The organism is Thermostichus sp. MS-CIW-34 (assembly GCF_054060435.1).
In genome coordinates this window covers 60,772-75,876 of record NZ_JBSSDE010000010.1, presented here as the reverse complement: position 1 = coordinate 75,876, position 15,105 = coordinate 60,772, and the positions used below count along the sequence as shown (strand labels likewise).

Genomic DNA, 15,105 nt, shown 5'->3' with positions numbered 1-15,105 from the left:
CTTAGCGCTTGTTGCCCACCTGCTTGGCAGGGGTGATCTCCAGCAGCCCTCCTTCTACCCCGGGCACGCAACCCTTGATCACCAGCAGATCCCGCTCTGGATCCACCTGCACCAACTGCAATTTGCGGGTGGTGACTCGGCCACCTCCCAACCGCCCCGCCATGCGCATCCCCGGAAACACGCGGCCTGGGGTTGTACCGGCGCCAATGGAGCCCGGTCGGCGGTGGTTTTTGGAGCCGTGGGACATGGGGCCACGACCAAAGTGGTGGCGCTTTTGATAGCCGGCAAACCCTCGCCCGATGGAGGTACCGGCCACATCCACCAATTGGCCAGGGGAGAACATCTCGACGGTAATTTTCTGCCCCAACTGGTAGGCTTCTGGCTGGTCAACCCGGAACTCCCGCAGGTAGCGCAGCAGCTCTGTCACCCCCGCTTTGGTGAGGTGGCCCCGCTGCGCCCGCGTGAGATGCTTTTCGGCAGTGGGCAAGTAGCCCAACTGAATGGCGTTGTAGCCATCTGTGGCTTGGGTTTTGATCTGGGTCACGGTGCAAGGCCCCGCCTGCACGACAGTGACCGGAATGGCCAGCCCTTCTGGAGAGAAGATCTGGGTCATGCCGACTTTTCTTCCGAGGATGCCAAGTGCCACAAGAACCTCCAATCGAGCCTGCACGACTCGTTTTCATCAACTGAGAGCCAGCTCACTCCGACAATCGGCTAGCCGTTCGCGAAGCAGGCCGTAGGCCAATGGCTCAGTTAGCCGGATGGATAGGCATACAGCAATAGCGTGGCAGCAGGAAGCTCAAGACAAAGCTGAGTCTGCCGGCTGAGGCGAAAGAGCAAGGTAGGGATCCCCCGAGGCCAAGTTCAGCGCCGGCAACGCTGAGCCTTTTGCTTAGTTCACCCCCAAAGCTGCACGCCAAACTGCTTTTTTTGAGAGCTGCTCAGACTTACCTGCTAAAGAGGCAGTATCTGGGGTAGCAGCGCACCAGGTCGCCAAAGCGGATGGACTCAGTTGGCAACGGAAAACAATCATAATGAAGCGAAGGCCCGTTTGTCCAGACTTTTGCTGAGAAAATGGGTTGGTTGGAGAGGCCGGAGAGGGTAAGGGCAGCTCAAGTGGAAGAAAAGAGCCATTGGCCAGGGAAGCCATCTCCCTTCCAAAGTGTAATGGGCTGGGCAGGCAGTGGGCTGACCCAGGCTTGTGTAGATCACTATCGGAGATTGTTGCAGGCAGGAGCCGATCCGGGCCGGGTCTTATTTTTGGTGCGGAGTCAACGGCAAGCGGATGAGGTGCTGCGGCGCTTGCAGCAGTCCAGTTCGGGCTTGGTGGGGCCGTGGCGGATCGAGACGTTCTTGCAGCGGGTTGGGCGCTCTCTGGCCGATCATTGGCCACAGGTGTGTGAGCGTGTCCCCCAGTTGCCACGCTCGTTGGAGCCGATCCCCTTGGCCAAAGATCTCACTCAATTTCTCTGCGAACGAGCCTGCGCTTTGTGCCCTCGGCATGGGGAAGCCTTTGCCGGGGTCGGGCTCAAGGAGTTCCAGATCTGGGATCAGATCAGCAGTGCTGCTTATATTGCAGGGGCTTCGGGTTTGCCGGCAGAAGAGGTGGGATCCCGGCTGGCCCAGGCTTGGCCAGAGGAGGCAGATCCGCGGCGGGCAGAGGCTTTGCAGGCAATGGGCTGCTGTGTGGGTCGGCTGTGGGAGGCAGCGCTTCGGTTGGGATCCTTGGATTTTGGTCTGCAAATTCGGCTGTTTGGCGAACACATCCTGCCGCTAGCGGAGTTTTGGCAAGAGTGGGATCATCTGATCGTAGATCAGGCGGAAGACAGTTGCGGGGTGGCGCTGGAGTTTTACCGGCAGGGGCAAGCCCATTTGCAAAGCCAATTTTTCAGCTACACCCTCGGCGGCGGGGTCTCTTTGACCGGGATCCCAGAGGCAGTAGCTGACTTCTTGATGGCAAAAACGCAGGTTCAGTTTCTGGAAGGGAGCCATCGCGCCTCAGCAGGCATGATCCGCTTGGGGGTGCAGATTGCGCGGGTGTTGGATCCCCAGTTTTCCCATCCGCTGCCCGAGCCGAGGGGGGGAGAGCTGCCGAGGGTGCAAACGCTGGAGGAGGAGACCCAGTTTGCGGCGGTGGAGGTGATGGTTGCCCAAATTCGCCGGCTTTTGGGGGCCGGGATCCCTGCCCATCGCATTGCTGTTTTGCTGCCCCGTATGGATGCGGGGGTGAGCCTGAGCTTGCAGGAGCAATTGTCGGAAGCGCCAGTTTTGCCGATTGCCCCTTTCCCGGCGTTGATTCGCTATCCCTTGGTGCGGGCGGTGCTCACAGCAGCAGAGTTGGCTCACCCTGAGTGGGGTGCTTTTCCCACTTTGCCAGCTTGGCGGCTGATGTTGAGCTGGGTGCTGGGGCTGGATCCCATCCGGGCAGCTCTGTTGGCCGAAGATACCTGGGATCCGGTGGGGCGTTCTCTGCGTCCCCGAACAGCAGTACGGCAGCCGGAGCGAGTAGGGTTTGCCAACCTGGAGCGCTACCAGCGACTGTTCGATTGGCTGCGCGGCTATCGTCCCGGCCCTTCATTGGCCGCTTTCTTCCAGCAGTTTTTTGCCGATCACTTGGCCTCGGTGATTGCTTCCCCTCAGGATCAAGAGCTGCTGCGCGTGTTGATGGAAGCGGCACAACGGTTTCGTCAGGCCTTCCCTGCCGAAGGGGATCCCGCCTTTTTGGCCATGATCCGCTCGGGACAGACCCCCAGCAGCAGCCGCTTCGAGCCCGACTATTCCCGTTACTTGGTAGTTGCAACTCCGGGGGCCTACATCACTCGGGGTTTGGAGGCGGATTACCAATTTTGGTTTGATATCACCAACCCCAGCTGGTCCCGCTCCCTCTGGCATGTGCTCTACAACAGCCGTGTGCTGACGCCGGAATGGGACGGGGAGGTTTTCGATGCGGCGCGGGATTTACAGGCGCGTCAACAGATTTTGGCCCGCACGCTGCTGAACCTCTGTTGCCGCACTCAGAAGGGGCTGTGGCTGGTGCGCTCCAATTTTAATTATCGCGGCGAGGAGAACACCAGTATTCTGGACTACCTGATTTTGAAGGGGTTGAAGGCCATGGCAACCGCCGGCTAAGGGAGAGCCTATCCTGAAAGGGTGCTGGCAACTCAGGCCTCCAAGAAATCGGGGGATGCACTGCAGGAATGGTCAAAGGCAAGGGTTTTAGAAGAGCGGCGCAGCCGCCCCTCTGGCTGACACGCACCTTGGAGTGGCAGGGCAAAAGGGAAGAAGCACTGGTCCTTTTGGCCAATTGGCTGGCGGATCCCTTCGGCGATGGAGACATGCGCTACGTCTTGCGCCGCCGCCTGCTTTTGCTCTTAGACAGCGGTGCAACCCCCAGCGAGTTGCAAGCTTTTCTCGACCGCCACGGCGAGCATCCTCTGGCCGCCGCCGTCCGCTATGCTCTGGCGGTTCGCTTCGCCCGCGAACACCGCTACGACCTAGCCCTGCAGCTGACGGAAAATCTGGCTTTGGATGCTGTGTTGGATCGCTACCCCTTGCTGGATGGCGGCTACTGGCTGGACGACTGGGATCCCGTGCCCGCCAGCCGCACCCCTCTGCAACCGAAAATCCAGGCCCAACGAGAACGCTGGCGCCAATTGAGCCGTTGGCAAGCCCAATCCACTCCCCAACAACGCTATCAACTGGCCGCCCACTGGGCCGCTGCCGACGGTTGGCGCAATGGGTACCTGTGGCTGTTTAACCAAACCCGTGCCGGTGGCCTGAGTGGGGATGCTGATGGAAGCGCGCCGCCGCAACCAGCTTCCTCCAGTTCTCTATCGGACTATCAGCGGGCCAATCACCATGCTGTAGCAGCAGAGTTACTCGGCTCTGTGCTGGCGGATCCCACCGCCCCTGCCCATCTTCAGGAAGAAAGCCTGTACCGGCAGGTGCTGATCCTCTACCGCCAGTACACCACCTACCCTCCCGAGGAAACGGCAGCCATCTATCCGCTGCCGGGCTTCCCCCCAGGAGTGACAGAAGATACCAGCTTGTTCGACACGTCACTGCCGGACTACGTGGATCCTGGCAGCCTCAGCTACAGCTACTTTCTGGAAGCCAAAGCCCTGCAGGATGGCTATGCCCGCCAGGCGATCTACGCCGGCAATGAGCTGCTGAACCGCTTCCCCCAGAGCCGCTATGCTGGGGATGTGCTCATGGCTCTGTACGGCCTGACGGGAGATGTCGCCTTCCTAGGACGGCTGCTGACGCAGTTTCCTGATAGCGAGCGCGCTCTGGAGGCAGCGCTTGAGCTGGGGCCCGTCAGCCACTGAGTCTTTAAGCGTACCGCAGCTTTGCAGCTTTATAGCCTCTTCACAGAGCCTTCATGAAAGGCAAATAGGGGTATTCTTGGACGAGAGCTGTCTTGCGAGATCCAGGGAGAAAGGCTTTATCTCCCCTTTGTCTCGGCGGATCTGGACTAGCTTGAGTTGAGTTTCCTTGGGCTGCCATGGGCTGATGGATCCTGCCACCTTTCTGGAGCACTATGGGTTTGAGCTGGAAGGTCAACCCAGCCAGGTTTGGGTGGAGCGCTGGAGCCAGTTGTTCCCGGATCTTTGGATCCCGGCAGCCTTGCTAGAAGCCCTCTACCAGGGGCGGTACAAGGCCGCCTCTGTGGAGCAGCTTCTCCGCCTTTGGCAGCGTCGCGGCTCTCCTCATCTTACCTTTCCCCCAGAAATCGGCCAGTTCCTTTGGCAGGAGCAGCAGGAGCGGATCCGCTCTTTGGCTGCGGCTGCCTTTGCCTGTTCTCCTCTGCCGCCGGTACCCCCCGCGGGATCCCTGTTTTCCAGAGAACCGGCCATATCTCTAAACTTGTTGTTGGAGCAGTTGCAGGAGCTTCCCCCCAAGCTGCGCCGCCTGCTCGCCCAGTCCCCTCGTGCCGGTGGGACAGAGTCCTCATCGTTCGCGACAGAGGTGCAGAGCACATTCCCGGAGATTTCGCAGACGGTCGTTGACCCTCCAACTCCTGCCGAGCCCCCTCAGGGACAGTCTTGATGGGCTTGCCACTCTCTTTCCTCAGGGATCCTGGCCATGAACTTTCCCCTCGATTGCGACAGCGGTGCGGAGCACATTGCCTCCTTGCCCTGTGGGGTGATCACCGTCAGCGACACGCGCACCCCTGAAACCGATCACAGCGGCCAGTTTATCTGCACAGCCCTCCAGGAGTCCGGCCACCGGGTGGAGAGATATTGCATTCTCCGAGATGAACCGCAGCTCATTCGAGAGCAGGTTCAGGATTGGGCCGGATCCCTGCCGGTGATCTTGTTGAATGGTGGCACAGGCATCGCCCCCCGCGACACCACTTACGACGCCATCGAGGCTCTCCTGGAAAAGACCTTGCCCGGCTTTGGGGAGATCTTCCGCCAGCTCAGCTATGCCCAGATTGGCAGTCGGGCCATCGCCTCTCGGGCCATCGCCGGGATCCACGGAAAGTGCTTGATCTTTTCCATGCCTGGCTCCCCAGCAGCCGTGCAACTGGCTATGCGCAGCCTGATCCTGCCGGAGCTACCCCACCTGGTTAAGCAACTGCACCAGGGCAAGCATTGAGGCAGCAGGCCGTCTTAGTGATCCCCTCTTAGGCCAAGAGGGCAGTCGCCTTGGCAAGAGCCTCCTCCCGCAGCAGAGCGGCTTTATCGGTGCGCTCCCAGGGCAGATCCAGGTGAGTTTGCCCGAAGTGACCATAGACCGCTACATTTTGGTAGAAGCGTCCCCCCCGTTGGCGGGGCAGCTCCCGCAGTTGGAACTGGGCCAAAATGGCTGCCGGCCTCAGATCGAAGTGGCGCTGCACCAGCCGCAACAGCTCTTCGTCGGGGATGCGCCCTGTGCCAAAGGTTTCCACCAAAATGTTGATGGGGCGGGCTACCCCAATGGCGTAGCTCACCTGCACTTCACATTTTTGCGCCAAGCCAGCTGCCACGATGTTCTTGGCCACGTAACGAGCCGCATAGGCAGCGCTGCGATCCACCTTGGTGGGATCCTTGCCGGAGAAGGCCCCGCCCCCATGGCGAGAATAGCCGCCGTAGGTATCGACGATGATCTTGCGTCCGGTCAGGCCCGCATCTCCCTGAGGGCCGCCGATGACAAACTTGCCGGTGGGATTGGTGAGGAAGCGGGTGTGGCTATCCGGCTTGATGGGCAGCTCGGCAAACACCGGCGTGACCACTGCCTCCCAGAGATCGGCGCGGATCCGCTCTTGCACCGCCGCCTCTTCCGTAATGGCGCCAATCGTGGGTGTGTGCTGGGTGGAGATGAGCAGGGTGTGAATGCCCACCGGGCGACCTTCCTCATAGGCCACAGTCACCTGCGTTTTGCCATCCGGGCGCAGATAGGGCAGGGTGCCGTTTTTGCGAACCGTGGCCAACTGGCGGCTGAGGCGGTGGGCCAAGCTAATGGGCAAGGGCATCAACTCGGGAGTTTCATCGCAGGCAAAGCCAAACATCAACCCCTGATCCCCGGCCCCGACCAAGTCGAATTGATCTTCCTGGGAGCCGCGACTTTCCAGGGCCATGTTCACCCCTTGGGCAATATCGGGAGATTGCTCATCGAAAGCCACCAACACCGCGCAGCTTTCGGCACAAAACCCATTCTTGGCATCGGTATAGCCAATTTCGGCCACCTTGTCCCGCACCAGACGGGTGAAGTTGACCTGCGCTTGCGAGGTGATCTCCCCGGTCAACAAAACCAGGCCCGTATTGACCACCACCTCGGCGGCCACCCGACTGAGGGGATCCGCCGTCAAGAGGGCATCCACGATGGCATCGGAGATCTGATCGCAGATTTTGTCGGGGTGCCCCTCCGTCACCGACTCCGAGGAAAACAAAAACGACTTGGACAACGAACCTTCTCCTTAAAAGCTAGAACTGAGAACGTAAACTACCCGACTCCGACCGCTAAAGCGGTACGGAGCGGGCTTTCAGTAGCCCTGAGCCTGCTCTGCTCTACCAGAGAACAAAACAAGCCCGGACCTCTAGGCTGGTTTACGACAGCCCCCAAGAGCGCAATCACATTCGCACCATTCAAATCCGCATCCCCTTCCCATCCACAGTGCCCACACTTGAACGACTTGCCACTGCGGTAGGATTGCGCAGGATCGGGATGGATGTGCAAACACCAGTGGCAGGTCTGCGACGTGTAGGCGGGCGGCACAAGAATCAGAGAAACCCCTGCAACCCTCGCCTTGTACTCCAGAAACTGACGTAGTTGGTAGAACGCCCAACTGTTGGCCCTGCGCCGCTCGGCTTTGCTGCGCGGCTGTTGATTGACTCTTTTCCGGATCCCTGTCAGGTCTTCCAGAGCAAGAGCGCTGTTGGTAGCTTTTGCCCTAGAGACAATAGCTTTGGAGATGCGATGATTGACCCACGCCTGAAAGCGCCTCTCCTTGCCAGACAGCCGTTGCAACAGTTCTCTGCATCTGCGCCGCGAACTGCGGGTGCCCTTACTGGCTTTGCGTTGGAGTGCCGCCCTCAGCTTGGAGTAGTGGTCTCGGATTCGGTTCAACTGCTGTCCATTCCAGTTGTCCCCCTCTGACGTATGGGCAATATCCGTCCTGCCCAAATCCACCCCCAGCACTCTATCCGTGCGTTGCGGTGGGCACGGTTCCGTTTCCACACAGATTTGAATGGAGTAGGAGCCGTCTTTGCGCTTGACCAGAGTGGCGGATTTGGGATTGGAGCCCGCCAGCCGTTCTCTCTGGTAGCGGCCAATCGCCAGCTCAAAGCGCTCTCGACCCTCCACCGTGGTCAGCGACACCGTCCAGTCTTTCTCGCGGAACGAAAAGATACGAGCGTCGTAGGTAGCGAAGCCTCCTTTGAACGCTTTGACGGGGCGGTTTTTCTGTTGGGCAACTTTACGGGCACCGGCCAGCCGTCTGCAGACCTGCTGAGCCAAGTTACTGGACAAGCCGAACCGGGCACGGATTTCGCGGTAGCACAGAGATTGAAGTTTAACGGCGTTGGTGACTTTCTCGGGCGTGTTTTGGTTGACCCAGTTCAACGCCTGCACAAAGGCATCCATTGTCGCGTCCAACTTTGCGGCTTGCGACTGGGACACCTTGAGCTTACAGGAGACGGTCAGAACTTGGGTCATGGTTCTATCGTAACTTCCGCATTCCTCCCGACACTGACCCTACGGGTATAGTGCGGGGCTCCTGCGATTTCTAGCTGAACAAAAAACAAGGCTCACCCGCTCGTTCATTATCCGTCGGAGAAAGAGCCAACCAGGGATCCCCAGGTGCTCCGCACCAGCCCCAACTCAGCCAGAGGAAAGGCCCAGCAACCAGCAAGCGTTCTGCACCGCTGACGCACCAGCACTGCCGCGAAGGCCTTGCCCCGCTGCCGCGACCAGAGCTATGGGAGCTGCTAAAGGATAAAGTTGCCAGAAAAGTCCCCCGCCAAAGAGGGCTATCCTCTAGAGAAAACTTTATTGCCTTTATCTTTCGGTTACTGACTAACCGCAGGAATTGGCACCGTAGCGGAGGCTTCCGCCGGGTTGCCGCAGCTTCATTGGGCCTGGTCCCTCAGTCTGCTCTGGATAAAGAACGGAACTTGTCCCTATAGTACCCCCAACCTCCGCCCATTTGTCAAAAAAATAAGCTGTGGGCGGCTTCAGCCAAACAGACCCTGCCACCAGTCTGTCCCCTGAGCGGCTTTGAGAAAGAATGCGCCGGCCAAGCCCAGGGGGGAGAGAACGCCGAGAAAGCCAACTGTCCCCAATCCCCAAGCCAAGCGGTGCAGATGCTTTTTGTCGGCAGGATTTGGCGTCGTTTCGGCTGAGATGGCCAACAGGGATCCCAAGGCTGCCAATAGGGATCCCCCCAGACCTGCAAAGTAGCTGGGCGCTAGCCACGGTTGCAACTCGGCGGCAGATACGACTTGGATGCGGGGCAAGACTTGAAAACACCCTATTGCCAGCACTGCCCAGATGAAGCAGTACATTAGCAGGCTATCTCGGAAAGCAGCAGCCGGTTCTCTCATATCCCAGCCGAATGAAACCGGATTAGGATAAAGGCGGTTCACTGTGGGGAACTTGGGTTTGCCCCGACGGTCGCGCCAGTGGTGCAGTTCCCCTCAGCCTGTGTGGCGAATCTCGATTCCTTTTGATTATGGCCCAACCCGCCCTGTCTGGCTGGCCTGCACCGGCTTCGGGATCCCAGCCCCTCTCGACAACAGAACTTGAGGACGCTTGCGATAGCGGTGCGGAGTCTTCACCGGGCGCAGAGGCCGACCCAAACTGGCGGCATCGCCAAAGAATGCAAAAACGCCAGCAGATCCAGCGGCAGCGTCTGTCGGGCATGCGAGATGACAAGGGCTTGATCATCGTACACACCGGGCAGGGCAAGGGAAAGACCACGGCTGCCTTTGGCATGATCTTCCGCGCCCTCGGCCAGGGATTGTCGGTGGGGGTGGTGCAATTTATCAAGGGGGCCTGGGATCCAGGAGAAGCCAAGCTATTGCGGAAATTGGCCGAGCATCCAGAGCTGGGCCTGGGGAAAATAGCTTTTTACGCCATGGGAGAGGGCTTTACCTGGGAAACCCAAGACCGGGAGCGAGACATCGCCCATGCACAGGCGGCCTGGGAAAAGGGGCGGGAGCTGTTCACCAGCGGGGAGTTTCAGTTGGTGCTTCTGGATGAGATCAATGTCGCCCTCAAGTTGGGATATCTCTCGCCGGACAGGGTGTTGGCCGGGCTAGCGGAGAAACCGGAGCGGGTTCACCTGATCTTGACGGGGCGGGGCGCGCCGGCAGCGTTGATCGACCGAGCCGATCTGGTGACGGAGATGACTTTGGTCAAGCATCCCTTCCGTGACCAGGGGATCAAGGCGCAAATCGGCATCGAGTTCTAACCCTTGGGCAGGAAAGATGGCCATTCTGCTGGCGGCGGCAGCAAGCGGCAGCGGCAAAACCACCATCACTCTGGCTCTGTTGGCCGCTCTGAGGCGACGGGGCCTGCGCATCCAACCTTTCAAGGTGGGGCCGGATTACATTGATCCTCTGTTTCACACGGCGGTGAGCGGGATCCCCTGTCGCACTTTGGATCCCTTCTTGACCGACGAGGACTTTGTGCAGCGCTGCTTTCGCCACCATTGCCAGGGCAAGGATGGAGCCATTGTAGAGGGGGTGATGGGCCTCTTCGATGGACGAGCGCCGGGATCCCTGCCCCTCCCCGAGGGCGGAACGGAGCCTTTTTTTGCCAGCAGCGCCCATGTGGCCCGCCTGCTCGGGATCCCTGTGGTGCTGGTGATCGATGGCAGCGGCATGGGAACGACGGTGGCCGCTTTGCTCTACGGCTTGAGCCGCTGGGATCCCCGCCTCTCCATTGCTGGGGTGATCTTCAACCGGGTGGCCTCGGAGCGGCATGGACAAATCTTGCAGCAGGCAGCGGCTGCAGCGGGGATCCCAGTCTTGGGCCAGTTTCCCCGGCGGGAGGATTTGCGGTTGCCCAGCCGACACCTGGGGTTGGTGCCTGTCTCAGAACTGGATCACTTCCCCCACTGGCAAGCTGCCTGGGCCGAGCTGGCCGAGCAACACGTCAATTGGGATAGCCTATTGCCCCTCATTCGGAGGCTTCCTCCAGCGGTAGGAGAGCTGTGGCCAGGGATCCCCCCTCTCACCGAAAGGACTCCGCCCCGCCGCTGCGAACAGGTACGGGTGGCGGTGGCCCAAGACCACGCCTTTAACTTCTACTACGCCGACAACTTGGATCTGTTGCGGGCCTGTGGAGCCGAGCTGCTGGAGTATTCCCCCCTCCAGGTGGGGCTATGGCCACCGGAGCCCTGTGACGGCGTGCTGCTGGGGGGAGGGTTCCCGGAATTGTTTGCAGCACCTCTATCTGAGAGAATTAACCAACAACCTCCCCCGCCCACCCACCCACCCCTCTACGCCGAGTGCGGCGGACTGATGGTGCTGGGCCAATCCCTCACCGATTTTCAGGGAAAGACCTACCCGATGGCCGGGCTGTTGCCCATCACAGTAGACATGGCCAACCGGCTATGTTTGGGCTACCGCGCAGCTGCCGTTTTGCGCCCAACCCTGCTGGCGCCAGCCGGGGATCGCCTGCGCGGGCATGAATTTCACCGCTCCCGCAGCACCCCCATCTCCCCCAGCCCAATCTACAGCTGGGGATCCCCCGCCCAGCTTCAACAGGAAGGATGGGCCACCGAGCGTCTTCACGCTTCGTACCTGCATCTGCACTGGGGATCCCGTCCTGATTTGGCCCTGAGATTATTACAGAACTTCTTAAGAATCTCGAAAGGGGATCCCTAAAAAACCGTGCCATCGCTGAGCAGTTGGATGGGGGGAGAAGCATCTGGCCTGAGCTGGGCAGCGATTTGCCGCCCTGCCGTCCAGGTTCCCCCTTGCAGTATTTTCACCAGGGGCAACTCCTGGGCAGAGCAGCCAAGCCTTTCCCGGATTAAGGAGGCAACTTGATCCAGCAAAATCACCGTCAGGGCTCGCCACTCCACAATCACCGTCGAATCTGGGGGATGCGGTTGCTGCCCAATCTCCGGCTGCTTGAGCTGGATCACCCCCAAATCCACAAACAGCCCCCCGTTGCGATACTCCGCCAAACCCGTCAGCTCATCCAAACCCCCGATTGGGATCCCCTCCTGCTGCAACGGCTCCAGCAGAGAATAGGTCATCCACTGCAACAACTTGTGAAAAGGCACCCAATGGCTCCCCGGCTCTGTTTGGGGCAGGTGGGGATAGGGCCAGACATCCCCCAGAGGGATCCCGGCCAGCGAGACTCGCCCAGGCCAAATGGAGCTAAACCCCCTCTGAACTGCCTGGAAGACCTGTGCTGCTTTGATCCCACGGCTGGGATCCTCGGGTTGGATTGCTTCCCACAACCGGCCTGGACGAGGAAGATTGTGACCGGATCCAAAGTAATGAGGTTGAGCCCGCAAAGTTTGTGCCAACCTTTGCAGCAGTTGCCAGCGCCCCTCCAGTCCCAGTAAAGGATTTTCCGGCCCCACCTGGAAAGCTGCTGCCAAATCCGCCAAGGTGATCCGCTCCAGGCCCGCCGCATCCACCTGCAGAGGCTGCTGGGGATCGCTGGAAAACCCACCTTGCCAGAACCAGTCGAAACTGGCCAAGGCCAAACCTTCGGAACGACCCACCACCGTCTGACTTTCTGGATCCCAGTACTTCCAGGCAGAGCCTGCGCCTGCGTCCAGCAACACGCTGACGATGGCCAGATCCCACTTGCATCGCAGCCGCTCCAGCGGATCCATGTCTTTAAGTCGATTTTCCAAACGGGCTAGGCGCTCCCCGGATCCCACCTGAAAATGTTGCCAGCGGCTGTGGAAGGGAATTTCCCCGTTGGGATAATGGGCCCGCATTGTGGTGATCACATAGTCGGCTACGGATCCCAGCCGGTTCAGGTCGAGGCGAAAGTGCTCTGATTCATCGGCCAAAACCCTTTCCAATAGCAACCGACAGCGATCCCGAATGGCTTGGGGACTCTGCAAATAAGCCACTCGTTTTTCCAGATCAACAGGTGTCAGCATCAAGCCGTTCCTTCTCAATTGTCCATGCCGAGAATTTTCTCAGCATAATCGGGCGGGAACCCACCTTGATCTGCATTCGTCTGCAAGCCTTGGCCCACTTGACACTCTAACGCGCTGGCCTCTTATCAAAAGACTACGTCCCGCTTCTCGATGGTTGAAACCCTTGCAGGAGAAAGCTTTGAGGCAACTTTCCGCCCTCTGTCCTGATGACACGAGCAGCCCTGAGCCATTTTGAGAAAAGACTGGGCCAAGCACTGGGTGAGGATCCCGATAGATAAGAGCATTGACTCGAGGTAAATTTTGATGTCCCTGTTAAGAGAAGTGTTGAATACTACATTTCACTGAGGTAGACCTTGCCTACTCTGTGGCCTTAATCACTTCCTTGAGGGGTTGTCGATTGTTATGATAGATGTAATCCTAGTCCTAAGCATAAATTACTAGTTAGGTCATTTGCAGCTAGGCTGAGCCCCACAGAGGCCAATTCATTAGGGAGGAGTGTGATGTTCACACGGTTGGCGGAACAATACCGCAGCTATGTTCAAGATCTGGTGATGAGTTTGCAGGCCCTGGCCATCGTTTTGGAGAAGCGGGGCTACCCAGCCTCTTGCTACACCTGTGGTACGTCTTTCGAGAGTGCCTCGTTTATGGTCAGCTTACGAGAGGGGCACCTGATTCGCTTTTTGGTTTCCGAATGCTCCATTAGCTGGACAGAAATGCGGGATGACCGAGAGCTCATGAAATTGGAAGGAGCAGAGGCAATTCGCCAACTGCAAGAGCTGGCAGAGCTCATCAAAGACGAGCTGTTGGTCGCCGCCACGCCGGCTGAAGCTCTGGTGGCCAGCACCTGATCCTGGCAGGCCCTAGGTCTGCTCAAACCCAAGCCGTAGCCGATTGGACAACTAAGCCTAACCTTCTAGGCCGCTGCTTTGGAGATTTTTCCCCTGTTGAGGAGTAAGGGTGGAATAGGGATCCCCCTCGACGGAGTGGCAGTTGGCTGGCTGCCCATGCCGCTTGTATGGGGATCCCAGATGACCCGCTCTCCCAGCTTGTATCTGGAGTGGTTTGTGGCGGCAAAGCCTCTCTGAGTAAAGTCTGAGTAAGGTGTCACCGCTGCCAGGGATCCCCTGTTGACGGCTTCATCTTATAACTCTGACCCAATACCCCCAAGGGGATTCGAACCCCTGTCGCATCCGTGAAAGGGATGTGTCCTAGGCCTCTAGACGATGGGGGCGCTCCAAAACGAGGCGATCCTAATCGTAAAGAAGGATATATGAGCTTGTCAACTTTTTTCCTGTCTTAATCGGCATCGCCAGAACCGCGTCCTGCCCAGTTCAGGATAAGGATCCCCAGCAAAGCCAGGCTCAGCAAGCCGGCAATGACGATGGGTTCATCGGGGATTACATCCATCCTAGCTTCACCTCACCACAGAGCCATACCCCAGACTCGTCCCACAAACCGGCGGCCACTCCTTGCTCGATCCGCCTAAGTTATCGCCCTCGAGTTGGTGAGCACCCCTTGGCTGTTGGCACGGCCAGTCGGGAGCTGTAACCGGGCAAGAAGAGGGATCCCGCCACGACCACCCCATCTCCTTGCTGTTCTAGCAGACCCATACCCTGTCGAGCCCAGTACCGAGCAGGGCCGGTGAGCCGTCCTGGGCAAAGCATCCGTCCAGTGGCTTAGACTACACTAGTAAGGACTGACCCATCGCTTGGACTGGCATGATTCCCACCGTTATTGAGCAATCTGCGCGAGGCGAGCGCGCCTTTGACATCTACTCGCGTCTTTTGCGGGATCGGATCATTTTCTTGGGCACCCAGGTGGACGACGACATTGCTAACCTGATTGTGGCCCAGATGCTCTACTTGGAGTCCGAAGACCCCGAAAAAGACATCTACCTCTACATCAACTCCCCCGGTGGCTCTGTCTATGCTGGCATGGCCATTTACGACACCATGCAGCACATTCAGCCGGATGTCTCCACCATCTGCATTGGTTTGGCTGCCAGCATGGGAGCCTTTCTGCTGGCAGGGGGCACCAAAGGCAAGCGCATTGCCCTTCCCCACGCCCGCATCATGATCCACCAACCCCTTGGTGGAGCTCAGGGGCCAGCTACCGATATTGAAATTCAGGCCAAAGAGATCCTCTTCATCAAAAACAGCCTCAATAGCTTGCTGGCCTACCACACCGGTCAACCTCTAGAGCGCATCGAACGAGATACCGACCGCGACAACTTCATGACCCCAGAACAAGCCAAAGAGTACGGCCTTATCGACCAGGTGATCAGCAAGAGACCCCAGCCAACCCTGGCAGCCGTTTCTTGACCGTCCAGGCCCTGCGGGTGGGTTTGCTCTGCTCCCTCAAAGAAGGGAGCTTTTGGTTTTGGCCGGGGATCCCACCCGAAGGATATTAAGAAAGCCAAAGAAATCTGTATTCTCAGCGGGAAGCAGGGGGTCTTACTTTAATTAAACTAATCAAACTCATAAAGAAAGTAATGATCAGCCCATTATTGCGGATGGTAGCTTAGGATTAAACCTATATAGAGTTGT

At 58.7% G+C, this 15,105-nt stretch carries 14 protein-coding genes, 1 tRNA gene and 1 riboswitch; of the genes, 9 read left to right on the top strand and 6 right to left on the bottom strand.

The window, feature by feature from the left end; genetic code table 11:
• Nucleotide 1 precedes the first annotated feature (1 nt).
• Nucleotides 2-646, bottom strand: coding sequence for a 50S ribosomal protein L3 (rplC, locus tag ACVWYY_RS05375; RefSeq protein WP_457402994.1), 645 nt, complete (start codon nucleotides 644-646; stop codon nucleotides 2-4).
• Nucleotides 647-1,116: 470 nt separating this feature from the next.
• Here rplC and ACVWYY_RS05370 point away from each other — a divergent pair, with 470 nt between their 5' ends.
• From ACVWYY_RS05370 to ACVWYY_RS05355, 4 genes are all read left to right on the top strand, one after another.
• Entirely contained in the window at nucleotides 1,117-3,129 is a 2,013-nt protein-coding gene (locus tag ACVWYY_RS05370) for a hypothetical protein (protein ID WP_457402993.1), read from the top strand.
• 68 nt (nucleotides 3,130-3,197) lie between these two features.
• Complete coding sequence (locus ACVWYY_RS05365; RefSeq protein WP_414329181.1) at nucleotides 3,198-4,328, top strand: hypothetical protein; 1,131 nt, start codon at nucleotides 3,198-3,200, stop codon at nucleotides 4,326-4,328.
• 184 nt (nucleotides 4,329-4,512) lie between these two features.
• Entirely contained in the window at nucleotides 4,513-5,049 is a 537-nt protein-coding gene (locus ACVWYY_RS05360) for a hypothetical protein (RefSeq protein WP_457402991.1), read from the top strand.
• A gap of 36 nt (nucleotides 5,050-5,085) precedes the next feature.
• Nucleotides 5,086-5,601, top strand: a complete 516-nt coding sequence (locus ACVWYY_RS05355) for a MogA/MoaB family molybdenum cofactor biosynthesis protein (RefSeq protein WP_457402989.1) — start codon at nucleotides 5,086-5,088, stop codon at nucleotides 5,599-5,601.
• Between the two features lie 28 nt (nucleotides 5,602-5,629).
• Here ACVWYY_RS05355 and metK read toward each other — a convergent pair whose 3' ends face one another.
• From metK to ACVWYY_RS05340, 3 genes are all read right to left on the bottom strand, one after another.
• Nucleotides 5,630-6,889: a methionine adenosyltransferase gene (gene metK / locus ACVWYY_RS05350; RefSeq protein WP_041436796.1), complete on the bottom strand. Its 1,260-nt coding sequence runs from the start codon at nucleotides 6,887-6,889 to the stop codon at nucleotides 5,630-5,632.
• A gap of 38 nt (nucleotides 6,890-6,927) precedes the next feature.
• The gene (locus ACVWYY_RS05345) at nucleotides 6,928-8,139 is read right to left on the bottom strand and encodes an RNA-guided endonuclease InsQ/TnpB family protein (protein WP_457402986.1); all 1,212 of its coding nucleotides are present in this window, start codon (nucleotides 8,137-8,139) and stop codon (nucleotides 6,928-6,930) included.
• A 339-nt stretch (nucleotides 8,140-8,478) separates the two neighbouring features.
• A riboswitch (SAM riboswitch) is annotated at nucleotides 8,479-8,590 on the bottom strand.
• A gap of 67 nt (nucleotides 8,591-8,657) precedes the next feature.
• Nucleotides 8,658-9,026, bottom strand: a complete 369-nt coding sequence (locus ACVWYY_RS05340; RefSeq protein ID WP_011434147.1) for a hypothetical protein — start codon at nucleotides 9,024-9,026, stop codon at nucleotides 8,658-8,660.
• Between the two features lie 128 nt (nucleotides 9,027-9,154).
• On the opposite strand from ACVWYY_RS05340, the gene cobO reads away from it, so the two are divergent.
• A complete protein-coding gene (cobO, locus tag ACVWYY_RS05335; RefSeq protein ID WP_083757680.1) occupies nucleotides 9,155-9,895 on the top strand; it encodes a cob(I)yrinic acid a,c-diamide adenosyltransferase in 741 nt (246 codons plus the stop codon).
• 16 nt (nucleotides 9,896-9,911) lie between these two features.
• On the top strand, nucleotides 9,912-11,315 hold the full coding sequence (locus tag ACVWYY_RS05330) for a cobyrinate a,c-diamide synthase (protein WP_414399977.1): 1,404 nt from the start codon (nucleotides 9,912-9,914) through the stop codon (nucleotides 11,313-11,315).
• Here ACVWYY_RS05330 and ACVWYY_RS05325 read toward each other — a convergent pair.
• Nucleotides 11,312-12,559, bottom strand: coding sequence for a URC4/urg3 family protein (locus ACVWYY_RS05325; protein WP_457439807.1), 1,248 nt, complete (start codon nucleotides 12,557-12,559; stop codon nucleotides 11,312-11,314). The genes ACVWYY_RS05330 and ACVWYY_RS05325 overlap by 4 nt on opposite strands.
• A gap of 500 nt (nucleotides 12,560-13,059) precedes the next feature.
• Between ACVWYY_RS05325 and ACVWYY_RS05320 the strand changes: the two genes are divergently transcribed.
• Together ACVWYY_RS05320 and ACVWYY_RS05315 are read left to right on the top strand one after the other, a co-directional pair.
• Entirely contained in the window at nucleotides 13,060-13,407 is a 348-nt protein-coding gene (locus ACVWYY_RS05320) for a DUF1815 family protein (RefSeq protein ID WP_011434143.1), read from the top strand.
• A 78-nt stretch (nucleotides 13,408-13,485) separates the two neighbouring features.
• Entirely contained in the window at nucleotides 13,486-13,644 is a 159-nt protein-coding gene (locus ACVWYY_RS05315) for a hypothetical protein (RefSeq protein ID WP_457439804.1), read from the top strand.
• A 73-nt stretch (nucleotides 13,645-13,717) separates the two neighbouring features.
• Here ACVWYY_RS05315 and ACVWYY_RS05310 read toward each other — a convergent pair.
• A tRNA-Glu gene (locus ACVWYY_RS05310) sits at nucleotides 13,718-13,790 on the bottom strand.
• A 487-nt stretch (nucleotides 13,791-14,277) separates the two neighbouring features.
• Between ACVWYY_RS05310 and clpP the strand changes: the two genes are divergently transcribed.
• On the top strand, nucleotides 14,278-14,880 hold the full coding sequence (clpP, locus tag ACVWYY_RS05305; RefSeq protein WP_011434140.1) for an ATP-dependent Clp endopeptidase proteolytic subunit ClpP: 603 nt from the start codon (nucleotides 14,278-14,280) through the stop codon (nucleotides 14,878-14,880).
• Nucleotides 14,881-15,105 lie beyond the last annotated feature (225 nt).